Genomic DNA, 23,895 nt, shown 5'->3' on the forward strand with positions numbered 1-23,895 from the left:
TGCAATTTTCAATTTCAATTTGAAAATTACATAAAACCGCCCATGGGCACCCGGCCCTGACTCACTTTGCGTAGCGGCGAAAACGGACATGGCCAAAGACATGGCTGATCTCCACCCTGCCGTCCGGCAGATGCTCTTCCACCGCCTGACGGCTGGTGGTGGAGTAAACCGGAATCAGACCCAGACGATGCGCTTCCCGCACGGCCAGAAAGGTGGCCCCGAATTCCCCCTGGATGAGGACAAAATCACCGGGCCGGGCCTCGGCGGCCAGCCAGGTGAAAACCGGCGCCAGATAGGGGCCGAGATCGTCGATCTCCGGCGGCACCTGGGACCAGAGGGATTGAATAGCCTCGGGCGGGGCAACGATGCGGCCGACGCCGAGGGAAGCACGGGCATCGTCCGCCTGCTGTCCGGTCAGGCGGTGATTGAAAAGCAGGAAGAGGGAAGATTTTTCAGGATTGATTGACATGGGGATTTCTTTTTCGCGCATTCATCGAACAGGATATAATCACAGAAGTATCTCTTGCAAAAGAAGCAAAAAAACAGGCTGTGGATCGACAGGTTTAACCTGCGATTATTTCATTGAGACCTGCAACTACGAGATCTAATTCCCTGGCGGTGGCTTTACCGATTTTTTCCCCAAGGCGATTGATTGACAGCGTTCTGATCTGGCTGATTTTCACCCAGGATTTTTTAGGAAGTTTTACTCCGTCAAGCTCCAGGGTTAACGGAAAAGCAGCTTTTTGCGGCTGGCTTGTTATTGCAACAGCGATCACTGTTCCTGAGTGTTTATTGAAAACATCCTGGCTCAGGATAAGCACAGGCCTGAGACCCGCCTGTTCATGGCCGATAGTTGGATTTAAATTTGCCCAATAAATGTCGCCCCTTAATATTCCGGCCATTCTTCTCTTTCCGTGGAAATTCCTTCGTCAGCAAGAGCCTGTTCAAATTCCGGATTCAATTTCGCGCATTCAACCGCTAAACGGTTTTGTTCGATCTTGTTCAGCTTTTCCCTGATCGCTTCCTGAATGGCCTTGCTCCGATTTGGAAAAGCGCGGGATTTGACCAGAATATCAAGACGGTTCAAAATATCTTCTTCAATTGAGATAGCGATTTTTGCAGTTGCCATGATCTCACCTCCTGGTATTACAATATATCATACCCAAATATTTGGCAACACCTACGGCAGAATGCAGGTTGGCAGTGTGCTCAATATTTTTTTTGCGCACACGGATGAATCCGCGCCCTGGTTCCCTACTGGACAAAGATGGCCCGCCAGAGAGCGGCGAACAGACCTGCGGGAACGGCCAGCAGGATCACAACACCCAGGCAGCCGCCCTTGCCGTTGCCGCCTTGCCCCTGCCCGCCTCTTTCTCGCATTCCTCGAACATGATATAATCGAGGGCGTTGTTGCGTCGAAGAGGTTGTCGTTGTTGTCGTTGGGCATGAGAACTCCCGTGTTGCAGGAATATTACCCAGTCCTCAAAAGGGTCAAAGTGAGGTCGGTATAAAAAACCATCATGAAGAGGTCAATATAATGAACACAATATTTAACCCGCCGCACCCCGGCGAAGTGCTCAGGGAAGAGATCCTGAAACCCTTGGGGCTTACCGTCACCATGGCGGCTCCGTTGCTTGGTATCAGCCGGAAGTCGCTTTCCAGGATTGTCAACTGCCAGGGAGGCATCACTCCCGAGATGGCAATCCGGCTGGAAATGGCATTCAAACCAAGCGCGGAATCGTGGCTGCGGCATCAGATCGCCTATGATTTGTGGCAGACCCGACAAAAGGTGAATTTTCATGTCAACCCCATTGGCGGCCATGGTAAGTAATCTTCATCCTCTATAAATCTTTCCCGCAGTTCACTCCATAAACAGTGAAGGGCTGTGGCAGACCGACGGCAAGGTTTTGACATGAAAGTGAACATTTCCCACCGCCCAGGAAGGTGTCCTCCTTGGCGCGAAACTTCAGGTGTGCTTGAACTGAGGCCGACAGAATATTGTTCGCAAGATTTCACATTTTCAAATATTCGCTCCAAAAAACTTACCGGCAAGAATCTCAGCAATTCGGTTATTCTCCTCTTCGTTCCTCGCTGTTGTGGCAACAAGCAGGGAATACCCCTTGTCGGAGTTGACGTCTGTCACCATGCACACATCTACTCTTTCTGTTTGAATATGCCCTCGGCATTCAACCCTTGAAAGCGATTTCACCCACTTCCTGCTCTTTGGCTGGAAATCACAACTGTTGAGCACCTCGGCCACAAAGGGGGAAAGAACCAATTTGTCAGCTATGTTTTTGAGGCGACTTTGCCCGTGATGTCCGATTGCTCCAAGGTTGATCTTCTTTCCTTTCGGAGGCATATCGGTGCGCAGTAAATCTTCCGGATAATCCGCCTTGAATTTCTCCCAGAAAAGAAATCCGAGCCCGCTCAGGGTTACCTGGTCGTCCGACTCCTCCACGAGAATATCGAACCGACGATCGTAAAAAGCTATCCCCTGTTTCCAGTCAGCCACGGGAATGGATGATTCCCGCTCAATGAAACGCAACTTCCCTTCCACCTGGAAGATGATGTCATCGTCAAGAACAACGGGGAGCCCGGCCAGAGTGATCAAATCGTCTGAATCTTCATGAATGTAGCAAACCGGCTTATTGAAGAGCATGCCAGCAAGCGTGACATAAGGGACAACGCTCTTAAAACCTCCGGTTGGATTGAAGAGCGCGTCTTCATGCTCAAACCGCAGCAGATAATCAAATAGATTCTTGAGCCCTTCCTTGCGGAATTTTAGACCGTCGGTCGCCTGCAAGCCGACAATGTTCTCGATGCGGACTGACTCTGCCGGGCAAATGTTTCTCTCAACCAGAAAATCCCGTACGATCTCCGCGCAAAGCCGCCCGTCCAGCGTGTCCGTCGCGATAAGCTCTACCTTGTCATCACGGGACACATTCATGCGAACCAGGCTTTTGATTTCGGCGGAGGTTTCATTGAGGTCACCGGGCAAACGAAGAAGCTCAAGAGCGTCAAGAGCGCGGTCTTTCAATGCATTGATTTCAGTTTCAAATTTTGCCCGCTCTGACAGCGGCACATGGCGCAACCGGTCGAAATCCATCCGGCGTTTGACCAGCACCGAGACGCCGCAGGTACAAAGATAGGTTTTCATTTTACCGTCCTTTTTTCCCGAACTTTTCAAGAAGGCTGGAAACATCCAAAGGGGAATTCGACTCTTTGCTCTTCCGGGTCTCCGCTTTCTTCTGGGGAGTCTCACGATTGTGAGTGCCGGGCGGCATCAGTTTGACCCAGCCGGCGGTCAGTTCCGTATTGTTCGCCCACTGGACAAGCTTTCTGGTTTTCGGCAGAAGTCCGCCATGCTGATCGTCATAGCTTTTCCCGGTTGTGGCATGGATCAGGGCGTTTTTATAGAGATCCGGCCAGAGTTTTTTAATGGCCATGCCCATGGTCAGACTGAAAAAGCCCTCGTCCTTGCCGATCCGTAGCACCGGGCTGTCTGGCGTATTCTGCTTTTCTATTTCGGAGAGATGCGCGACTACTCCAGTTTTCCCTTGCAGCCGGAAATATTCCTTTTCCGTTTGCAACAGGTCCGAGGCAAAAGCATGACAGCAGGCGAGAAAATTTTCCACCGTATCCTTGAATCTGGCTTCGCCATCTGCCGCCATTTTGGCAAGCTTGACCTTCCGCGATTTTTCGTCCTCCAGACCTGTTCCCGGCAGGGACAGCATCAAGTCGGGTTTCAGATATTCGTAATTGATGGTGAACGGTCGTGAAACATTAACCGGTTTGGAAGATGCCACTTTGATGCTCACGACCGAATCAAGAAGCTCACTGTCACCAACGGCAAGAAATTTGAGCAGGTCGAATTTGGCGTCGTTTTTGGTGCGCAGAGCCTTTGCCTGGAAAGAGCCCTCAATTCTCGCAACGGCTTTATTGAGTTTGGTCTTTTGCCGTCGGTCTGGACGCTGTTGGTTTGCCACTTGCTTTATGTCTGTCTGCGAATCAGCCAGAAATTTTTTCAGTTCTGCTTCGAGAAATTCCTGCAAGCTGGCATCGTTCAGCAAACGGGTATATAGCACAGCCGTCCTGATGGCCCCTTTGATCTCGCTGCCCGGCACATAGGGTCGCGCTGCCTGCTTGATGCAAGGGATAATTGTTTGGTCTGCCCAGAAGTTGGATGGCGCTGTCACTTCATAAGTCGCTCGGGACAACAACTCGGTAAAATTAAACCTCAAATTCTGCAAGTATTTCTTGAGAGTAAACTCTCTCAAGAGTTTCTTTTTCTCATCTTTAAGATGTTTTTTTTTGTTATACTCTTTTTCCCGCTTGATTCTTTGTTCCGCAACTTCAAGCTCTCTGCTCTTCTCGGCAATCCAGGTGGCAAAGCGTAGCGCCTCTTTCTGGCCGATGGCGGCAAAAATCCTGTCCGGTTCAAAGTAGAACAACTTTCCCTTATCTGCCAGGTAGCTCAGGCCGTTGTATTCCTCGCCGCAGCCTATATGGAGGGGGGAAAGAATTTTCAGTTGGTATTGCATGGAGCCCCTCCCTTGCCGGCCCAGACCGGATAGGCCAGGCCGTACTGGTAAATGGTCTGGCCAGCCAACTCCTTGACCGGGACGATGCCGCCGAAATGCGCTTGGCGGGTCATCGGCGAAATATAGGAACCGGGCATAAGATACATGACCCGCCGTTTCCAGATGTCGTCCCCGGCGAACTCCAGTCTGCTTTCCACAGTGGAACGCACCGGCGCGATTGCATACCAGGATTTGCTATCAGCCAGAGATTCCTGCGGGATATAACGGGAAAGGGTGAAAAAGCCATCCCCTCCGGTAACGGTCTCGAACATTCTTTTTCCTTCGAGTTCAACTGTAAACCAATTCTTTCCGGTGCGGGCGTCTGCCCCTATCCCAGAATCGGCCAGATAGTTGAGCACCGACAGAAGAAGATCCGTTGCTTCGTCCGCAACTCTAAGCAAGAAATAAAGGCCGTGGCAGCAACGGAATCGGGCTTCATGGGAGTGAAACACATTGCCCGCCCCTGCGGTTGACCCGGCCAGCCGCTCAATGGAGTTTTGCTGCCGGACAGCGTTTGTTTGGAAACGCGGCGCGAGGTACAGCCCATCAAGGAAGGCCTGGAAAAGGACTTCTTCCCGTGGATCGTGCAGGATCCGCTGAAAAATATCCTGGGGTATCCACTGGATTTTCTTGAACTCCTTGTAGCGTTGCGCGCCGCGCACCAGAGAATATTTTTCCGAATGATAAATGCGCCGCTTCTCATCCGGTATAAGTCCCCGGAGTCTTGCGGCAGGTATCGGCTGGAGAATCGGGCGCGGCAGGAAATAACGGAAACCCCGCGACGTTTCCCGGTATGGAAAGGCCGAACTGAAGAGAAAAGGAGGTTCTTTCTCCCGAAACCGGGCAAGCGACTCCAGCAATTGTTCAAGGCCGAAAAGGGTGCGGATGCCCCAACAGACCGCACCAAAAATGGTGTCGGAATGGATGGCCGGTGCAAAGGCCGAACGCGGAACCAGCCGTACAATGTATTCTTTCATAATCACTGACCCTTGGGATTTTGTGAAATCTCCGGAAAGATCGTATCGAATCGATCACGGAAATTCTGGGCGGTTTTCGCTTCCTCATCGACTTTGACCGCCAAACCTGCCGAGTTGCCGCCGACATAGTGAGAACGGTCCCGGGCCTCGACCTTAATATTTTCAAACACGACCCGGCCTGAACCCCTTGTGCCCCCACCGCCAAGGTAGGTATCCTGAAGAAGCATCATGCCTTCGAATAGCAGCTTGAGGTGTTGTCGGTCAGTGGGCCGGTAAACATCATAAACAAACTCGGCCTTGAATATTGAATCGGCTGGCACCCTTTCCATGTTGCGTGGATTGGCTCTGGAAGTCAGGCGGTCAATGGCGTTTTCCGTCTTGTTCTCCGTATAAATTTTTTCGCCAAGTTCTCGATCCCATTTTTCAATCTGTTTTTCATCCGGAAAGGCATCTCGGACGGTGAGGCGGGTGGGGCCGGGTATTTTTTCGGGATCTTTCAAAGTGTTTCCATGTGCCTCAGCGGCAAGCCCGAAGACGATTGAAATTTTTGAATTGCATTCTGGTTTGTTGCATGGGCCAGCTTTAAATTCTTTCGTCTTTTTGTCTTGTTCTATATGCACACAGTCATGCGCCCATTCCAGAAGACTTCGCATCTTACCCTTGAGGGATGAGCCTGGAATATAGGGCACGCCATTAATGGTGTTTTTGATCACCGGGTTATCAAGACCGCCGATATCGAAGCCCTCGTCAGTGCCGCCTATATGGAGGCCTGTCAGGAGTTTAATGTCTGCGGTGATGATGTATTTGCCAAGGAAAGAGAAATCAGGTTTGCTATTAGTCATGGCGGCCTCCTCTAATTGCCCTTGTTTGTATCGAATTGCTTTTGGTATGCCACTACTGCGGTCATAAATTGGACAAACTGTCTGAAATCACCAACGGTTTTGATTTTGGCATTGTTACCGCCATCGCCGATGATGGTTTTCATGAGATCAAAAAAATTAGGGGTGACCAGTTTCCTAGCATGGGCATAGGCAAGATGGGGCAGCAGCATGTACAATTCAGGCGAATCAAATGCCTCAGCATTCTCTCTGCCTTGAACCTTCCGTTCAATCTGCTTAATGGATGTGAACAGCTTGCGGAGCTGGGCGGTTTTCATCTTCTCCATTCCCTTGGCTACAGTTTCAGCCCACTTCCCAGCCGGAGCGAACTCCTTGACCGTGACTTCGCTAAATGATGTTTTTCTTTTGATAGCGTCTATGATGTCATTCATCTGTTCATCCTCCTTATGATTTTCTGCTCTTCATGAGCACACTTTTGCAGGGGAAATAGGCCTGACGGACGTAGGCTGGTGTGTCTCCGGTCGTAATCAATCTGGCCTTGAGTTTTTGTCTCGCCGTTTCGGAAGCGTTTCTCTCCAGATTATAGAGAAGGTACGGAATCACCATGAAGTTCGCCTCTTCCACAACGCGGTCTTGCTCGTCGTCATATTTTCGCCTGAAAAAGGTATGGCTCGCGGTGATAAAATGTTGCGGCAAACGACGAGAGATGCCGCCCGAACGGAGGGCCGCATCAAGTTCGGACGCGAACTCCCGCAGCTCCGCAAAGGTAAGGGTTGTCACCTCATCTGGTTTCGTCGAACCTTGTTGATAAACTTTTTCCGTGATGATCTCTTCTTCTTCAAACTGGCTGCAGGGATAGGCCCAGGCCAGTTCCTCCTGGAATACTCTGCTTTTTTCGTCTTCCCTGGCCCAGACCATGGTCTCGCCCATGACCGTGATCCGATTCCTTCCCTTTTTCTTGGCCTCGCCAAGGGCTTCTTCCGCCTTGTTCATGGTAAAGCCGATGGGCTCTTTTGGCTTGCAGATATAAATTCCTGCCGAAATCGAGAGGTTTGGGTTGTGGCAGGTATAGTCCTTGAACTGCTGCCTGATCTCCCCTGCCAGCTCGATGATCCGGTCCCACGGCCCGATCACGGCGAGATCGTCGCCACCGGAAAAAACCAGGTAGAAGATGTTTCTCACTTTATCTTTCCATGGCCAGAGGTTGGCGTCATCCTCCCGCCATTTTTGAAAAATCTCTTCGCAGGCGCCATTCACACGGGACGAAAAAAACACGGTCATTTCCCGGCTCAGTGTTGCAAGACGCGAAACGGAGCGAAGCCTGTCAGCCCCAAGGTTCGCCCCAGCGCCTTCCCCGCCCAGGCCGATGGAAAAGACCTGGCCGAGGTTATCGACATCCATCTTCAATACCCCGATCCGCTTGTCACCCGCAGCCATCTGCGCCAGGGTCGTAAACGACAAAACCTGACCCGCGTGGACTGTGCCATCTTCGTACTCGTCGGCTTCGGTTTCAAGCTGTATCTTCTCCATCGCCACTGGAAGGACTGCACCCAGGCGATAAAACGCTTTCCCCTCAGATGCGTCTCCGGTTATCCGATACACGATATCGGACGGTGACTGCTTATTTCCTTTCTCATGATAATTTTCGCAGAGCAGAACGGAACCGAACCTGCCGAATGGAATTTGTACAGAAGCCGAATGAGTGACTTTGTCGATGCTGGCGGAAAACACGAGGTATCTGGCCTTTGGCATGAACGAACCGACTTCCCGGTCCCTTGAGCAAGCATCGCAAACATCTTCCGCATGGCTTTTCAGACGAATGGCGCATGATGGACACGCTGTAACCCTTTCGCTTTCTTCATCCTTTTCTATCCAGAAACCGTCTTCCTGGAAATTGGTATGGTACTTTTGCAGCTTGGCGATACCAAGGGCATCTCCCAGCTCTTCCCTCCGATGCGCATATCGGTCGTTGCGAAGGTCATCGGCGGACAGATCAACACATGCCCCGACATAGCCAAGTTCTCCCTGAAAGGTTTCGATCAACCAGGTGTTGGCATCTTTCTCAAATTCCGCAAGAAGGTTTCTTGCCTCCGGTGTGTCCGGCAGGAGGATTTCCAGGTTGCCGCCGCCGCAGAAATTGATATTGGCGATAGTGAGTCCGAAAAGCCTGCAAACATACCGAGCGAAGACCTCGGCGAGCATGCTGACTGTGAAGGAACGACCCCGCAATCGTTTGGCGATACCGCCTGTCCCTTGCCCTTGGCTGATTTTGTAGATGTAGTTTTTGATCCCGGTGATGTCGCCGCCATACAGAAGAAATTTTCCTTTTGCAGAGTTGCCGGCCAAGTGAAGAAGCGAGGCAAGGGCGGCGGTTGTCCTGGAGTGGTCGAAAAGGGAAATATCAGGGAAAACATTGGTCGCACTTGGTATCCGGGAGGTATATTTTTCCAGGAGCCAGTAGATCTCATGAAACCACGCCGCGGGAGAACTGCCTTCGATTTGTTCGACTTCCTCGACAAATTGCTGCCAGAGCTTTTCATAGGAAATCTCGCTGAGGTCGCGGGATATCGTTTCATCCAGATACGGAAAAATCTCTTTCCCTGGATTTTCTCCCATAGGGGCAAGGGGGAGAGTCCATTTGCTTTTGAACTGTCCCTTTTTGTCACGAATCATGTACTGAAGTTCTATCAGGTCGAAAATCGAATGCAACCGGGCTTCCTTGTAAGATTTGCCCTCGTCATGTTCGTAGACTGACCTGTCCATACCAGCCGAGAGCATGTCGGCTTCCTTATAGATGTCGCCGCGTGAGTTTTTGTGGTGACGAGCGCCATTGTAAAGCTCGGTCTTGTCAAAAAGGCGTTCCGGGATGTACTGCTCAATGAAAAAGGCCGTATGAGCGGCATGAAGATACCCGTGGTGGCCATCTTTCACAGGACAGAATTCGTCGTAATTTTCGATGATCTCCGGAAACACCTTTTCAAGATTGGCCCGTTGCGCAAACTTCCCCACATCATGCAACAACCCGGCCAGGGCGATTTTCATTACGGTAGCATCCGCCATATTTCCTCCATGTTCTCGAATGGTGATTCTTTTTCAGTATGCCGTGACTGATTTGTCCCGATAATTTTCTTTCTCTTCTTTCCGTTGACCGATTACACGCTGTCCGTCGCCAATACAACCATGCCCGACAACCACCCCTGCCGCAACCTGTGCAACGTTGCAATCCATCATTTCGGTCTCTCGGAGAAAGTCGAAAGCCTTTGGCCGGGAGTGTGTCATAATGGTATGCTGAAAGAGTCAAAATGACGCTTATGACTCTTTTCCAGAGGTGAAACCAATGCCAACAATTTCCCTTGCCGAGGCCAAAAGCCATCTTTCCTAACTCATTGCCAGGAGCGACAAGGGCTTGCCGCAGTGGCCGGAAGCCGGCCTGATTTCACCGAAGTTGCCGAAGCCATTGACGATATCGCCGAACTTCGCCGTCAGGGGGATGGCGGATTCCCTTCTTTGTCTTTGCGTTGTCTTTGCGCCAGCCATCATAACCACTAATCTGATTAGATTACGATGAATGGTTTGCCGGGTCAACCCCAAAAAAAGATGAATTGATCCTTTCCCCTGACATCAAGGGCACGACAGGAATATGGCCGGCGGCGGAAACCAGTGCGATCTTTGATTTGAATAATTTCAACACTGACAATTCCGCTTTTATTCGGTTAAATTGTCAAGTATCTGGATAGAAAGGGAAATATCGCAGGAAAAACATGAATTCCAGGCCTCGCCCTTTCTCTGCCTTTTACCATTCCAGCCTGATCTGCCGTCGATCCAGCCGGATGCCGTAGCGGGTGTCGGGGCGATCACCGTGGGAGGTGATTTCCAGTTCCGCGGCATGGGCCTGACCAAAGACGCGGAGCAGGTCCGTGCGAATTTTCGACTTGTAGGAGTTGAAATTTTCCTTGGACAGGGAACCGATGCCGGTGTCGCTCATTTCGGCAAGCAGCCTGCCGCCGGGAATGCGACCGTACATGATTGAAATACCCGTCCCACTGATTACCGATGCCGCGTCGAGAAAACAGTCATAACAGCCGGAACAGGATTTTTTCCCGGTACACTTTTTCTTCTGCTCGGCAAAAAAGGCATAAAGCGCCAGGCGGGCCGGATGCATGTCAAGCTCCATGCCGTTGTAAACAATTTTCCCTTCAGCCAGCTTAATCGTCAGCATTTTCGGGGTATCGCGGATCAGCGATTGCAGCAGATCGGCCGGCGGCCGGGGCTGATCGAGCATGTCCCCTGCCAGCAGGGGCCGTATCGAAACAAAAGGAATGGTGACGAGCTGCACTTCCGCATAGCGGGTTTCTTTCAGGAAGGGCTGTCCTTTGTCATCAAGCAGACTGATCATGACGGACTTTTTCGGCGGGAACCAGAAAGAGGGACAGTTTTCAAATTCCGGCGACACCAGCACATGAAAAATGCGGTCCCGGGGCCGCCCATAGAGCTGAGCGGCCAGGGTCAGGCATGAAGTCATGGTTTTTCTGCCGCCGGCCACCAGGAACCAAAGGGCCGTATCATCATCACCGGCAAAATGAAAGGTGAGCTCAAGACAGGTCTGCAAAAGAATTTCGTTGTCTTCCGGGGTGACAATATCTTCAAGCTCCACGCCGGAAGCGTTTTTCAGGCTATGGATATTGTGGACGCCGAAATCAAGTGATGCGGGGCTGAGTCCGAAGTCGGCCAGCAGGCTGTCGATCCTGCGGCAGTCCGGATCAAAAAAACCGGACAGCAAACGGTCTTTCCCGCGCCGGGTGGTTATGACATGGAGCGCGTGCACCTGCCTGCCTTCATGAAGCAGGGCGTACAGCGCCTCGGTGATGACTTGCGGCGAAAGCCCGCTGACGGCAAGAAGTATATTTCTCAAGGAATCACATCTCCCCCACCGAGATACGGCCGAGGCCGAAGGATGTCTGTTTGCCGAGATTGACGATCTCGCAGTAACGAAGCAGGGGAAGGAAGTCCTCCAGGTTGTCGCCGCAATAGATTATCCGGCCCTGCACTCCGCCGAACAGCATGGAACTGCGCTGCCGGTTACTGTAACGTTCAATATCGACCCAGCGACAGTCCGACGAGTCGATTTCCACCTCCCCGGCTCGGGCGGCAAGGGTGCGGTAATCAATATCAGGCTCGCCGTTGCCGTAAACCGCTTCAAGGCTTGCAACGCGTCGCAGTGCCGCTCGAATGACGAAATGAAAAGGAAGAGTGCCCTGCAGTTCGTTGCCGTGTTTGAGTCGCAGGGGCGTCAGGCAGGAAAGGGAGATTTTGTCGTGTGCGCCCTCTGCCGGGGACTGAAGGCAAAGCTGCGGCACGGGCTGCGACTGCCGCAGGGTGCTGCCGTCAAAAAGAATGTCCTCACCCATGCGCACGGTTTCCAGAAGGAAGCGGCCCGGTTCACTGCTTCTTTTTCCCAGTCCCGTCTTTCCCATTTCCTGGACAGCGTAGACTATGTGCGGAAGGTATGTATTCGCCCGGCCAAAAAGGACAAGTCCGAAAGTAAAAGTCTCGTCTTTTTCGTAGGCCCGTTTCTGCTTTTCCGGCGGAAAAAGCACATAGGGATGGGGCCGATGCGCAACCCGCGTCTTGCCGGACTCAACCGGCCGGGAATTTTTCACCTCAAACAAAAAGGCATAGGCGCAGTTGTTTGACAGCAGACAATTCCCGCATTCCCGTTGCCGGAGGGCGCAGCTAATCTTTTTCAAGGAATGACCGAGCCCGCCCCGTAAAGTTGAGCCTTTAAAAACCGGCAACACGGCGGCTGACTCAAACCGACAAAAAAACGTATATATTCCCGCCAGCATATCTCTTCCTCATTTTTGTTCAGGAACGTTGTGATTCATTCATGGTGCCCCGCCATACCTCACCAGCATACCTCGAACCGGATGGAAATGAAAAAAGTGCAACGTTGAACAATCAGGATATTCGCGCCATGTCCCCCTTTTTTTCATAACCTGAGGCGGGTGAGTGGCGCGAAGTTGTTGTTGAAAGAAAATATCTTTCCTGAAAATCCGGAGACGGCTCCTCATTTCCTGAAGATCATTTCCTCCAGCTCTTCCTGACAAAAATCACCTCCATCCTGATAGCACAAAATTGACTTGCCGGGCAATAAATTTATTTGCCGGCACGGCGATCGGTCCAAAAAATTCCTATCAGGCCGCCCATTGCTTGACATGAGGGCACAATGCAATTACTGTTTTTAAACATATCGATCAACATATTGATATAACTAAAAAATCATTTTCAGCTTGTCGAGCGGCACATTTTCGATAACACCCAACCACCTTTTTCAAGGAGAATCGGCATGTTCAGGAAATTAAATGACATCGACAAAATTTTCGGCACCATGGATTTTTTCAAAAACCAGATGAATCGCCTTTTCGAGGATTTTGAGAGCGGCCGCGGGAATTTCACCCAAGGCGGAGGCCGGCCGCGGACCAACTTTTTCGATGATGGGGAAAGTCTTTTGGTTTACTGCGAAATTGCCGGGATACACGAAAATGAGATTGCCATCAAGCTGCACAACAATCTTCTCACCATCTCAGGCGAACGCAAGCCGTCCCTGCCGGAAGGCTATGCCGTTCTCCGCCAGGAGCTGCAATACAGTCCTTTTTCCAGAAGCTTTACCCTGCCGGTTGAAGTGGAGCCGGAAAAAACCTCCGCCACCCTGAAAAACGGCATCCTCACCGTAAAGCTGGTCAAGGCCCAGGCAACAGCGCCGAAAAAAATTGCCGTGAAAGCAGCATAAGGGGAAAGAACCATGGAACAGGAAACAGCAAAAACGTCCAACGAGAATGCGGAAGTGTTGAAATCAGGCCAGACCGCAACGCCAGATGTGGATATCTACGTCAATGACGAAGAAATACTGCTGGTGGCCGATCTGCCGGGAGTTGCCAAGGAAGATCTCTCCATCAACCTGGAAAACAGTACCCTGACCATTGAAGGCAGATCATCGGTTCGATTCAGCGGCAGCCCGCAACGACAGGAGTTTGAGCCACTTGATTATCGCCGGGTTTTTACCCTGCCGCAGGGACTTGACCTGGAAAAAAGCGTGGCGGAGTTCAGCCAGGGGGTTCTGCACCTCCATCTGCCGAAATCAGCCACGGGCAAGCCCTGCCGGATCGAGGTCAGGGGAGAGTAAAGAGGCTTTGCGCGAAACGCCGATTTATTCCGGAGGGGGAGAGTCCTCTTCCTCCGGCACCCTGTCTTGATCATTTTCCTCGTCAATCTTCCGCAAACCATCCATCAGCAGTTTCATGAACGGGGCAATGGGCGGCGCTCCCATCTCTTCCAGGGAAAGGGATGAGGTGAATTTGAAGCGCCCTTTCTGCTCCTTCAGAATTTCATAGATGGCCTCGGGGCCATCCAAATTTTTCCAGCGCGCCCGCACCACGTCTCCCTCGCTGAAAGTGACCGACGCCTTGCCGCCCTCAAGCTCAAACTCCACCACGCCGGTCTTGACGTTTTCATTGAGCATCTGGAATATTTCAGAGGGGGTGATTTCGAGCAACTGCCCGGAAAAGGCCATGGATTCCTTCTCAGCCTGACTGACGTTTGTCGCGCAAAGCCGCTGAACGAGCAGGCGGGTGAAGGCCATCTGCAGGAAAGGATGCTTGATCAGGATATGACTCAGGTCCTTGCCGCTCAACATCAATATCTTCACCGGTTCCTCGGCCTTGATGGTGGCGCATGCCGGTTTACCGCTGAACAAACTCATCTCTCCGAAGATTTCACCGCGGCCCAGCAGGGCGATGGCCTTGTTTCCTTCATCCAGCACGGCAACACGGCCGGATACGAGAAAATAAAGATAACGGCCCGGATGGCCGCGATGAAGGATGATCTTGCCGGCCGGGAAATTCTCCAGGGTGAGGCAGGAAAAAATGTCCTTCAGACTTTCTTCCTCCAGGGTCTGAAAAAAGGAGAAGGTATTCATCATGCTGAAGAGGGAACCCATCTTCCGCGACTGGTCCCGGCTTTCCACCGCCGCCAGCATCCTCATCTGCGGCGTGAAAAACTTCGTTTCCTGAATATAGGCAAACTTGATGAGACCGGTGCAGCCGCTGCAATTGAATTCCTTCCTGCTCTTTTTCTCCTCCTGGTTTTTCGTTGCCGAACCGGAATCCGCCTCCATTTTTTCGACAACAATGGCGGTTATTTCACGGGCCAGAAACAAGCAGGCGGGTTTGCCGGGCGGAGGATGCAGCGCGACGCCGGAAAGGCTGAACTCCTCGCCTTCTGCATATAAAGGACAGTCTTTTGCATCAACGATTCTGAATTGGGCTTCAAGCAGGTTTCCCATGTATCAGCGGTTCTCCTGTCGGTTCAAAACTTCCTCATGATAGTCAACAGTGCAACAATGCCTCTTCCCTGCCCTGATCAAAAAAACTTCCTTACCAGGGCAATGAGGCTCGCAATCCCATAGAAAAGAAGCCAGCCGCCGGCAAAAAAACGAGCCCTCCGGCCCACGGGCTGATCCGCATCCAGAAAGGCCAGGGCCACCAGAAAAAGCAGGGGAAAAACGATCCCGGCCCAAAAAGGCTGGATATAGCGCAGCAACTCCTGCAGGCCGAGAAAAAACCAGGGTCCGGCAATATAGAAGACGCCGACCCGCATCGGTTCCATGGGTGCATTCCACAATACGGCAACAACAACAATGGCGGCGATCAGCCCACCGTGTTCAAAGACCTGGACCCGGTAGCGCCGCAGATGATCCCAGACAAAAATCACCCACAGAACCGCAAGACCGATGACATGGTTGGCGTAAATCCGCTTCATCCCCTCCTCGCTGATGGCAAAGAGGAGGGAATTGACCATTTCCCCGGCCACCGGAATGGACAGGCAGATATTTTCCGCAATCATGCCGGCGGATTCACCGGTGGCATCGCCGCGCAACACATAGCCGGTGAAAAGCAAAAGAAGGGCCACCGGCATGGAGGCGTTCAGCCATATCCATCTTCCCAGGGAAAGACGTTGGGCTGTTCCTAACAGAATAACAAGAAGATGGACAATTGACAGAAGAAAAAATATCTGGCTGGAATAAAAATGCAGCGAACGCCAAAACAAACCGAACGGGATGAGGAGATCAAGGGATGATGTTGAATAAAACGGATTTTCCGGGTCATACTGCCAGGCAAGCACAATCCCGGAGATGACGGAGATATAAAGGGCAATCAGACTCTTGGCGCCCCATTTTGTTTCAAGAAGAAAACGCTTTCCCATTATCACGGCATCACAGGGAGACAATGTATCCGGTTTTTTTGGGATCACTCAACTTCTCCACCCGAAAAAGCGGCAGATTCCTCTTTGCCGGGCCGTCAAGCCTTTCGCCTTTGGGGGTGAACTTGCTTTGATGGCAGGGACAGATAAGCTGATGCTCCTTTTCACTGTAATTGAGACGGCAGCCGAGATGGGTGCAGGTGCGGGAGACGGCCCAGGCCTCCTTTTCGTCGAGAAAAAGGGCAAACTCCTGATCAAGATACACATCGCCCGGTTTCATCAGTTTTTCAACTTTTACCAGTCTGGGCTTTTTCGGCACATTAAAAGCGAGAAAACGAAACAGCGGATAACAAAGGGCGGCCACGGCGGCAAGCCTGATCCAGTTCCATCCGTCGCGCAGAACCCCCCTTCTGCGCTCAGCCATGCCGGCTTCCTCGTTCAAACCTGCCCCTTCACCGGCTGGAGACGAACAAAATTGACCCGCATGCCGCGAATACCGCTGACCGGGTCCTCGATGCTGCGCGTCATCAGCGAGGTGTCGGACACGCCACGATTAAAGGCAAGATGGAGATGGGAAGAACGGCAACCAAAACCATGGGCCATATACACACAATCCGGACGGATACCCGGCGTCACTTTGACCTTTATCGGCCTGACTGTCCGGATGCCGTCCTGGTTCTCCAGGAAAACGCCGTCCCCGTCGTTTATGCCCAGACGTCCGGCCGCGACAGAGTTCAGCCACAGTTCATTTTCCATCATTTCATGCTGCAGCCAGGGGTTATTGGCGGTGGCGGTAAGGGTATGAACCGGGCTGCGGCCATAAAGCAACCGTAAAAAGCCGGCGGCAGGAGGCGGCGTCTCCTGGAACACGGGCAGCGGATCCCACCCCTGGTCGGCGAAATCAGACGAATAAAGGGTTACCTTGGCATCTCCGCCCGGCAATCGGCCAGGCGAACCGTCCGGTGCCGCGCCGTCATTTTCCGCAACGGCTGCCGCCGGGGAGGTCACCTCCTGCCCCGGGACCGGCCAGGCAAATTCCTTCACCCCCCCTGCTGCCTGCAGATCGGCCAAAGTCAGATTGATTCCGGCAAGTTGCCCGTCGAGAAACGCCTTGCCGTCACCCTGGGAAAAAGAATGATTGCCGGCCAGCTGCTCCGCCATGCCTTTGACAATCCAGTAGGGTTCACGGGCCTCGAACCGGGGCTCTACCGCCGGAAAAGCGGCGGCAACCAGGGCAATATCACCGCGCATTGTTGTTTCCAGAACATCGAACCGTTCAAGAAATATCGCCTCGGGAAGAATGATGTCGGCATACAGGCATGTTTCAGAAGGCAGCACGTCACAGCAGAAAACAAAATCAGCCCGTTTAAAGGCCTCGGCCGTCTTAAAGGGGGAAGAATGATTCTGCAGGGGATTCTGGCCCCAGCAACCCACCACTTTCACCTTGTTTTCCAATACATCGTTCATTATGCGCGAAAAAGAAGCGGTCCCCTCGGCCTTGATGCGGGCAAATTGCGCCAGACTGTCCGGCAATGGCGGAAAGGGCGGTTGCAGGGAGCCGGGGCGGTTGACCGCGCCAAGCAGGGCGGTGAGCAGGGCCTGGGCGCGCACCCGCTGCACGTCGTTGCCGTACCAGCTGAGATGGCCGCCCGGATGGATAATGACCGCCGGGGCATTTGCCGCCATGACTTCAGCGGTATTGATGATATCAACCCCGGGTATGCCGGTGATGTCCGCCACCCGGTTGACCGGATATTCGCGCAGATGTTCCTTTAACTCGTCAAACCCACGACAATTGGCGGCAACCCATGACTTGTCGTACAGTTCCTGAAAAACAACATGGTGCATCCAGCCCAGCAGCAGGGCGGTGTCCGTGCCGGGCTTGATCGGCAGGTAATGACCCGCCTTGGCCGCAATGGATGAGAAACGGGGGTCGACGACAATAAGCTTCCCGCCCCGCTCCAGACAGGACAACACCTGGCGCAGCTCGGGAACCTGAATGTTTTCCCCGAAATGGCCGCCAAGCAGAACCATGCATTTACTCCGGGAATAATCAAGCCGGGGCGGATCGCCGGGCGAAAAGCCGAAGGTGGCCTGGTAGGCCTGATTGCGAATTGCGTCACAGTGGCTGACGGCCGCGTCATGAATTGCGGTGATGCCGTTTTCCATGAAAAATTTCTTGATATAAAAAGAAGACGGACCCCCGGCAAACAAGGAGATGCTGTCGGGACCGTGGGCCGTGATGTTTTTTTTCAGCTGGGAAACAATCGCGGCAAAGGCCTCCGTCCAGCTGATGCGTTTCCATTTCCCTTCACCCCGTTCGCCGACCCGCTGCAAAGGGTATTTCAACCGGTCCGGGTCATGGAGAAGTTGCACCGCGGCCTGACCCCGGGCGCAAATCGTCCCCTCATTGGCCGGACTCTGGGGATTGCCCTCCACCTTTTTCACCCGGTCGCCAATTACGGTTGCCTGCACATGGCAACGAGCCCGGCACATGGCGCAGACCGAAGGCACCACGGTCGACTCGGCAAGGGGAACCGGAGATGGGGAATCAGTTACAGGTGTGAAGGCGCAAACCTGATTTCCCGTCAGCGGAAGCGACAGGAAGCCCAGGCCCGTTGTTTGCAGAAATCTTCTGCGGGAAATATGCGTTTTCATGGAGGGAACCTGCCTCTTCTCATTCATGCGTCATAAAACATTGCCGCAGTTTTTCACAGACGTGGTCCGGAACCAGACCGCTCACATCACCGCCATGGCGGGCCGCCTCCTTGATGATGCTCGAACTGATATAGATCCAGCGGAAACCCGTCATGAGAAAAACCGTTTCCACCTCCCGCTCGATGCGACGGTTCATCAGGGCGAGCTGAAACTCATAGTCAAAGTCGGAAACCGCCCGCAGACCGCGCACAATGGCCTTGGCCCCTTTGGTGTAGGCATAATCCACCAGCAACCCCTTCACCGCTTCCACCTCGATCTGCTTTTCATTCTCGGGGAAACAGTCGCGGATCATCTGTATCCTTTCCTCCAGGGAAAAAAGGGGCTTTTTGGAGGCATTGACGGCGATTGCCACCACCACCTTGTCAAAAAGATGCAGGGCCCGCTGAATAATGTCAAGATGTCCCATGGTGACGGGATCAAAGGTGCCCGGATAGACGGCGATGGTTTCCTTCACGTCCGGGGCGACAAACGGTTCATAGTCGCTCACTTGCTTTCCTCACTTTGTTCATTTCTTTTCGTAAAACCAGAAACCGGCCTCGCCATAAGAGCGTCGGTCATACAGCTGAAATCCTGAAACCAGCTCGGGCAGCGTATCGCCTGACCGCGATTCGGCAATCACGATTGCCCCGGGATACAGCAGATCCGCCTTGTCGATTTCAGCAACGATCCGGTCGGCAAGCTCCATGTGGTAGGGAGGGTCGACAAAGACCAGCGAAAACCCTCCCTCCGGCACAGCGGGCTGTAAAAAAAAAAGGCTCCTGGTCAAATCCCTTTTGACGATAACGGATTTATCCCAGAAGCCGCACAACCGGATATTTTTCTGCAGCAGGCTGATGGAGGACTGACTTTTATCGACAAACAGGGCCGACTCGGCCCCACGACTCAGCGCTTCCAGCCCCATGGCCCCTGTCCCGGCAAAAAGGTCGAGAACCCTGGCCCCATGAACCGCCTCTCCAAGTATGCTGAAGATCGCCTCCCGGGCCCGGTCCGATGTGGGCCGGATATCCCCTTTGCCGCCGCCGGGAGAATGAAGTCTGCGTCCCCTGGCTGTTCCGGAAATAATACGCATCAGCAAGGCCCGGCGGCAAAAGGCAAAACAGGAACAGCTGCCCGGTTTTGCCTTTTGCCGATTTTCATTATTTGATATATTTATCGATCAGGACCTCGGCAATCTGCACGGCATTCAGCGCAGCTCCCTTGAGGATATTATCCGCCACAACCCACATATTGATCCCGTTGGCGATGGACTCATCTTCCCTGATACGGCCGACCAGCGTTTCAAATTTACCCTGACAGTCAAGGGCCAGCGGATACTGGCTGAGCTGCGGGTTATCCACCAGCTTGACCCCCGGCGCATCGGCCAGCAGTTCTTTCACCTGGGCCGCGGTAATCTTTTCCCTGGTTTCAATATTGACCGATTCGGAATGACCGTAAAAAACCGGCACCCGCACCGTGGTCGCGGTTACGGCAATTTTCGGGTCATCAAAGATCTTTCGCGTTTCATTGACCATCTTCATCTCTTCCTTGGTGTAGCCGTTCTCAAGGAAACTGTCAATATGGGGCAGACAGTTGAACAGAATCTGATGCGGGTAGACGGCTTTTTCAACCTTGGCGCCGGCAGCCCAGGCTTTTGCCTGATTTTGCAGCTCTTCAATGGCCTTGGCGCCGGTACCGGACACCGCCTGATAGGTGGAGACCACGATGCGCTTAATGCCGACTTTGTCATAAATCGGTTTCAGCGCCACCAGCATCTGGATGGTGGAACAGTTCGGGTTGGCGATGATTCCCCGCTTGGTGTACCGGGCGATGGCGCCGGGATTCACCTCGGGAACAACCAAGGGGATTTCCGGATCCATGCGAAAGGCGCTGGAGTTATCAACCACCACCGCGCCGGCCGCCGCCGCCGCAGGCGCAAAATCCAGGGAGCGGGATCCGCCGGCGGAAAAAAGCGCCACATCGATGCCTTGAAAGGCATCCTTGTCCAGCAACCGGACGGGAATTTCCTTGCCCTTGAAAACCAGTTTCTTGCCGACTGATCGCTCGGAGGCGAGAAGCCTGAGCTCCTTGAGTGGAAAATTCCTGCGCTCAAGCACATCCAGCATGGCGCCGCCAACCGCACCGGTGGCGCCGGCCACCGCAACATTATATCCTTCTGCTCGACTCATGTATCAACCTTTCTCTTTTCTTTCTTTTTTAAGATAAACCAAGCGGTTTAATGCATTTAAATAGGCCTTGGCCGCAGCGGTGATAATATCCGGGTCCGCGCCCTGACCTATGACAATTTTTCCATCATCTTCAATTCGCACCATCACTTCACCCTGGGCATCCGTGCCGCCGGTAATGGAACTGACGGCAAAATAAAGCAGCTTGCTGGTGGTGCCCGTCAGCCCGGCTATGGTCCGGAAAGCACTGTCGATCGGCCCGACGCCGATGGCCGCATCCTGAACCTCCTTGCCCTCGACGAGCAATTTCACCGCCGCGGTCGGCATGGTTTTGTTGCCGCTCATGGCGCCAAGCGAAACAAGCTGATAGGTTTCCGGAATACGGACGATCTCATCCAGCAGGATGGCCTCGAGATCCTCATCAAACATCTCTTTCTTGACGTCGGCAATCTCCTTGAACCTGAGAAAAACCCTGTTGAGTTCGTCATCGGTAAGATGAAGATACCCCATCCCCTTGACCCGCTCCCGCAGGGCATGGCGGCCGGAATGTTTGCCCAGGACAAGATTGCCTGAGGTAAGCCCGATATCGCAGGGATTCATGATCTCATAGGTGGTCCGTTCCTTCAGAATGCCATCCTGATGAATGCCCGATTCATGGGCAAAGGCGTTTGCCCCGACAATGGCCTTGTTGGGTTGAACGATGATGCCGGTAATGGAACTGACCATGCGGCTTGAGGCATGGATGTGCTCGGTAACAATGTCGGTCCGCGCATTGATCAGGTCCCCTCGGGTGCGCAATGCCATGACCACCTCTTCCATGGCGGTGTTGCCGGCCCGCTCACCGATGCCGTTGATGGTGCATTCCACCTGCCGCGCTCCGGCATTGACCGCGGCCAGTGAATTGGCGACAGCCAGACCGAGATCATTGTGACAATGAACGCTGACGATGGCCCGATCAATATTCGGGATATTATTCATCAGGTAGCGGATCTTTCCGCCGAACTCTTCCGGCAGGGCATAACCGGTGGTATCTGGAAAATTCAGGACAACCGCTCCGGCATTAATCACCGCCTCAAAAACCCGGCAGACAAAATCAAGATCGCTGCGCGAGGCATCTTCGGCGGAAAACTCCACATTGGAGGTGTATTTGGCCGCATGCTTGACCGATTCCACCGCCAGTTCAAGCATCTGTTCCCGGCTCATCCGCAACTTATGCTGCAAATGAATGTCCGACGTGGCGAGGAAGGTGTGGATACGCGGATTCTCCCCGTTTTTCAAGGCCTGCCAGGCGGTATCGATATCCTTCTTGTTGCACCGGGCCAAACCCGCGATCTGGACACCCCTGATATTGTCGGCAATATTTTTAACGCAGTCAAAATCCCCGGTCGAGGCAACCGGAAAGCCGGCCTCGATGACATCCACCCCCAGCTTGACCAGCTGTTGGGCCAGACGGAATTTCTCCTGCATGTTCATGCTTGCCCCCGGAGACTGCTCACCGTCCCGCAGGGTGGTATCAAATATGTAAACTTTATCCTTACCGGAATTGATGTTGCTTTCTTTCATATTCTTTTCCTCAACCGGCGCCCCGAGCGCCTATGCGCCGGTCACCGTCAGAATCGTTTCTTTTTTTCATACACCTTCTTGCCGAATGTCCCGTTCCCGCAAAACCCCCGCAAGGGGTCCGGATAGGACAGCCGGAAATCCGACAAAAAAAGAAAAAAACCGCGTTGCGGCAACGATACCCCTGGGAAGCTGAATTATGGAAAACATGCGTATCACTCTACTTGCCTTGTCACAACCCTTATTGAATTTGCACTATGGATGAACCCGTAAAAAGTCTTTTTTACCACAGAGACCACGGAGCACGCAGAGGTAACATGCTATAATTTAAAATATTTTCTCTGCGTCCTCTGTGCTCTCAGTGGTTAATTTTCAGTTTTTACGAAACCATCATATTTCTTCGCGCCGCAAATGCGGCAACTGCCTCGGTTCCGCGAATCTCAGGCCAGATAGCCAAGGAGTGTTTCACCGGCCTTGACCTTCTGCCCCACCCGCACCTCAACCTGGGTTTTCAGGGGGAGATACAGATCAACGCGGGAGCCGAAACGAATGAGGCCGAAACGTTCACCCCGTTTCAACGAGTCACCTTTCTCGGCCCAGCAGACAATACGCCGGGCAATGAGCCCGGCGACCTGGACCACGGCAAACCGACAACCAGCGGCGGTTGACATGGTCACGGCGCCGTATTCGTTTTCCAGGGCGCCCCGCTCCGTATTGGCGGAATAAAAACGCCCCGGAGAATAGCTGACCGATTCAACCGTGCCGGGAAACGGGCAGCGGTTCACGTGAACATTAAAAATGTTCATGAAAATGCTGATTTTATAAACATGCTCATTGACGAATTTGTCGTCAAATACCTTTTCCACCAGAATAACCTTGCCGTCCGCCGGTGCAACCAGGGCGTCCTCCGCTTCCGGCGTGATGCGATCGGGATCACGGAAAAAATAGAGGACAAAAATGGTGAGAGCCATGGCGCCGAAAGCGGCGGTATCATAATCAAGCAGGGCAAAGACTATGGTGACAAAGGCGGCAAGACCGATAAACGGGTAGCCTTCCCTGGCAACGGGAATTCGTGGTTCTTTCATTTTCAATGGTCCCCGGGAGATGCCGGCAGAATGTTGTCTTATGCGCTTCTTTTACAGGCGACGGCATTTCCATAAAGGGTTTGCGCCGCATGCCTCAACGCGTGTCCCTTTCCTTGACGCAATAAACCGGTCCCCTTGAGGATACCGGTTTATTGCCCTGTATTTAAAAAATTAAAATTTGCCTCTGCTGTTGTCCCGTGGGACAAAAAAAGGGAAATTAAATTTTCTTGCTGGCGCGGGTCATGGCAATGGTTCCTGTACGGACGATCTCCTGGATACCGATGGGTCGGAGGATATCGATCATCGCCTGTACCTTGTCACAGGTTCCGGTTACCTCCACCGCATAACTTTTCGTGCTGACATCGACCACCCGTCCCCTGAATATATCGCATATCCTGAGGATTTCCGCCCGGGTGGAAGGTTCCGCCTTCACCCGGATGAGCGCCATTTCACGCTCCACATATTCCGTTTCACTGATATCGGTGACCTTGATGACATCAATGAGCTTATGGAGTTGTTTGGTGATCTGCTCAACAATCGCATTATCGCCCGAAGTTACCAGGGTCAGACAGGAAACATCCTGTTCCAGGGTGGGGGCCACGGATAAACTTTCAATATTAAATCCCCGGCCGCTGAAGAGCCCGGTCACCCGGGAAAGGACTCCGGGCTTGTTTTGCAATAGTACGGATATGGTATGTTTCATGGAAATAGCCTGC

25 protein-coding genes are annotated in these 23,895 nt (G+C 52.9%); 3 read left to right on the forward strand and 22 right to left on the reverse strand.

Translation table 11 applies throughout. The features are described from left to right. Positions 1-61: 61 nt before the first annotated feature. The 3 genes from BM485_01990 to BM485_02000 form a co-directional block, all read right to left on the reverse strand. Entirely contained in the window at positions 62-469 is a 408-nt protein-coding gene (locus tag BM485_01990; GenBank protein OKY76933.1) for a hypothetical protein, read from the reverse strand. Between the two features lie 94 nt (positions 470-563). Then, positions 564-902 carry a MazF family transcriptional regulator gene (locus tag BM485_01995; protein OKY76857.1) on the reverse strand — a complete coding sequence of 113 codons (339 nt, stop codon included), beginning with the start codon at positions 900-902 and terminating at the stop codon, positions 564-566. After that, on the reverse strand, positions 887-1,129 hold the full coding sequence (locus BM485_02000) for a CopG family transcriptional regulator (GenBank protein ID OKY76858.1): 243 nt from the start codon (positions 1,127-1,129) through the stop codon (positions 887-889). The genes BM485_01995 and BM485_02000 overlap by 16 nt, the downstream gene beginning before the upstream one ends. 408 nt (positions 1,130-1,537) lie before the next feature. On the opposite strand from BM485_02000, the gene BM485_02005 reads away from it, so the two are divergent. Then, the gene (locus BM485_02005) at positions 1,538-1,831 is read left to right on the forward strand and encodes an addiction module antidote protein, HigA family (GenBank protein OKY76859.1); all 294 of its coding nucleotides are present in this window, start codon (positions 1,538-1,540) and stop codon (positions 1,829-1,831) included. A 189-nt stretch (positions 1,832-2,020) separates the two neighbouring features. Here the strand turns inward: BM485_02005 and BM485_02010 are convergent, their stop codons facing one another. The 9 genes from BM485_02010 to BM485_02050 form a co-directional block, all read right to left on the reverse strand. Next, a complete protein-coding gene (locus BM485_02010; GenBank protein OKY76860.1) occupies positions 2,021-3,157 on the reverse strand; it encodes a hypothetical protein in 1,137 nt (378 codons plus the stop codon). 1 nt (position 3,158) lies between these two features. Then, on the reverse strand, positions 3,159-4,541 hold the full coding sequence (locus tag BM485_02015) for a type III-A CRISPR-associated RAMP protein Csm5 (protein OKY76861.1): 1,383 nt from the start codon (positions 4,539-4,541) through the stop codon (positions 3,159-3,161). After that, positions 4,526-5,557 (reverse strand): hypothetical protein, encoded by a 1,032-nt coding sequence (locus BM485_02020; protein OKY76862.1) that lies wholly within the window; start codon positions 5,555-5,557, stop codon positions 4,526-4,528. Before BM485_02020 ends, BM485_02015 begins: the two co-directional genes overlap by 16 nt. A gap of 2 nt (positions 5,558-5,559) precedes the next feature. Continuing rightward, the gene (locus BM485_02025; protein ID OKY76863.1) at positions 5,560-6,399 is read right to left on the reverse strand and encodes a type III-A CRISPR-associated RAMP protein Csm3; all 840 of its coding nucleotides are present in this window, start codon (positions 6,397-6,399) and stop codon (positions 5,560-5,562) included. Positions 6,400-6,410: 11 nt separating this feature from the next. Continuing rightward, complete coding sequence (locus BM485_02030; GenBank protein OKY76864.1) at positions 6,411-6,827, reverse strand: type III-A CRISPR-associated protein Csm2; 417 nt, start codon at positions 6,825-6,827, stop codon at positions 6,411-6,413. 13 nt (positions 6,828-6,840) lie between these two features. Beyond that, positions 6,841-9,456 carry a type III-A CRISPR-associated protein Cas10/Csm1 gene (locus tag BM485_02035; GenBank protein ID OKY76865.1) on the reverse strand — a complete coding sequence of 872 codons (2,616 nt, stop codon included), beginning with the start codon at positions 9,454-9,456 and terminating at the stop codon, positions 6,841-6,843. 33 nt (positions 9,457-9,489) lie between these two features. Beyond that, complete coding sequence (locus BM485_02040) at positions 9,490-9,675, reverse strand: hypothetical protein (GenBank protein ID OKY76866.1); 186 nt, start codon at positions 9,673-9,675, stop codon at positions 9,490-9,492. A 514-nt stretch (positions 9,676-10,189) separates the two neighbouring features. Further along, on the reverse strand, positions 10,190-11,308 hold the full coding sequence (locus BM485_02045) for a CRISPR-associated protein (GenBank protein OKY76867.1): 1,119 nt from the start codon (positions 11,306-11,308) through the stop codon (positions 10,190-10,192). Between the two features lie 4 nt (positions 11,309-11,312). Beyond that, a complete protein-coding gene (locus BM485_02050) occupies positions 11,313-12,242 on the reverse strand; it encodes a hypothetical protein (GenBank protein OKY76868.1) in 930 nt (309 codons plus the stop codon). A gap of 500 nt (positions 12,243-12,742) precedes the next feature. Here BM485_02050 and BM485_02055 point away from each other — a divergent pair, with 500 nt between their 5' ends. Both BM485_02055 and BM485_02060 read left to right on the forward strand, forming a co-directional pair. Next, positions 12,743-13,186, forward strand: a complete 444-nt coding sequence (locus BM485_02055; protein OKY76869.1) for a hypothetical protein — start codon at positions 12,743-12,745, stop codon at positions 13,184-13,186. Between the two features lie 12 nt (positions 13,187-13,198). Then, the gene (locus BM485_02060; protein OKY76870.1) at positions 13,199-13,579 is read left to right on the forward strand and encodes a hypothetical protein; all 381 of its coding nucleotides are present in this window, start codon (positions 13,199-13,201) and stop codon (positions 13,577-13,579) included. Positions 13,580-13,603: 24 nt separating this feature from the next. Here BM485_02060 and BM485_02065 read toward each other — a convergent pair whose 3' ends face one another. The 10 genes from BM485_02065 to BM485_02110 form a co-directional block, all read right to left on the reverse strand. Continuing rightward, positions 13,604-14,737, reverse strand: coding sequence for a hypothetical protein (locus BM485_02065; protein ID OKY76871.1), 1,134 nt, complete (start codon positions 14,735-14,737; stop codon positions 13,604-13,606). 77 nt (positions 14,738-14,814) lie between these two features. Next, a complete protein-coding gene (locus tag BM485_02070; protein ID OKY76872.1) occupies positions 14,815-15,657 on the reverse strand; it encodes a hypothetical protein in 843 nt (280 codons plus the stop codon). 10 nt (positions 15,658-15,667) lie between these two features. Next, positions 15,668-16,096 carry a hypothetical protein gene (locus BM485_02075; GenBank protein OKY76873.1) on the reverse strand — a complete coding sequence of 143 codons (429 nt, stop codon included), beginning with the start codon at positions 16,094-16,096 and terminating at the stop codon, positions 15,668-15,670. Beyond that, positions 16,093-18,339, reverse strand: a complete 2,247-nt coding sequence (locus BM485_02080) for a hypothetical protein (GenBank protein ID OKY76874.1) — start codon at positions 18,337-18,339, stop codon at positions 16,093-16,095. The genes BM485_02075 and BM485_02080 overlap by 4 nt, the downstream gene beginning before the upstream one ends. Continuing rightward, on the reverse strand, positions 18,332-18,826 hold the full coding sequence (locus BM485_02085; protein OKY76934.1) for a pantetheine-phosphate adenylyltransferase: 495 nt from the start codon (positions 18,824-18,826) through the stop codon (positions 18,332-18,334). Before BM485_02085 ends, BM485_02080 begins: the two co-directional genes overlap by 8 nt. Positions 18,827-18,877: 51 nt before the next feature. Then, the gene (locus BM485_02090; GenBank protein OKY76875.1) at positions 18,878-19,441 is read right to left on the reverse strand and encodes a 16S rRNA (guanine(966)-N(2))-methyltransferase RsmD; all 564 of its coding nucleotides are present in this window, start codon (positions 19,439-19,441) and stop codon (positions 18,878-18,880) included. A gap of 67 nt (positions 19,442-19,508) precedes the next feature. Next, positions 19,509-20,537: an aspartate-semialdehyde dehydrogenase gene (locus BM485_02095; protein ID OKY76876.1), complete on the reverse strand. Its 1,029-nt coding sequence runs from the start codon at positions 20,535-20,537 to the stop codon at positions 19,509-19,511. A gap of 3 nt (positions 20,538-20,540) precedes the next feature. After that, positions 20,541-22,097, reverse strand: coding sequence for a 2-isopropylmalate synthase (locus BM485_02100; GenBank protein OKY76877.1), 1,557 nt, complete (start codon positions 22,095-22,097; stop codon positions 20,541-20,543). A 437-nt stretch (positions 22,098-22,534) separates the two neighbouring features. After that, the gene (locus BM485_02105; GenBank protein ID OKY76878.1) at positions 22,535-23,179 is read right to left on the reverse strand and encodes a phosphatidylserine decarboxylase; all 645 of its coding nucleotides are present in this window, start codon (positions 23,177-23,179) and stop codon (positions 22,535-22,537) included. A gap of 217 nt (positions 23,180-23,396) precedes the next feature. Next, positions 23,397-23,882 (reverse strand): acetolactate synthase small subunit, encoded by a 486-nt coding sequence (locus BM485_02110; GenBank protein ID OKY76879.1) that lies wholly within the window; start codon positions 23,880-23,882, stop codon positions 23,397-23,399. Positions 23,883-23,895 lie beyond the last annotated feature (13 nt).

This window comes from Desulfobulbaceae bacterium DB1, assembly GCA_001914235.1.
In the GTDB taxonomy this organism is placed as follows: domain Bacteria; phylum Desulfobacterota; class Desulfobulbia; order Desulfobulbales; family SURF-16; genus DB1.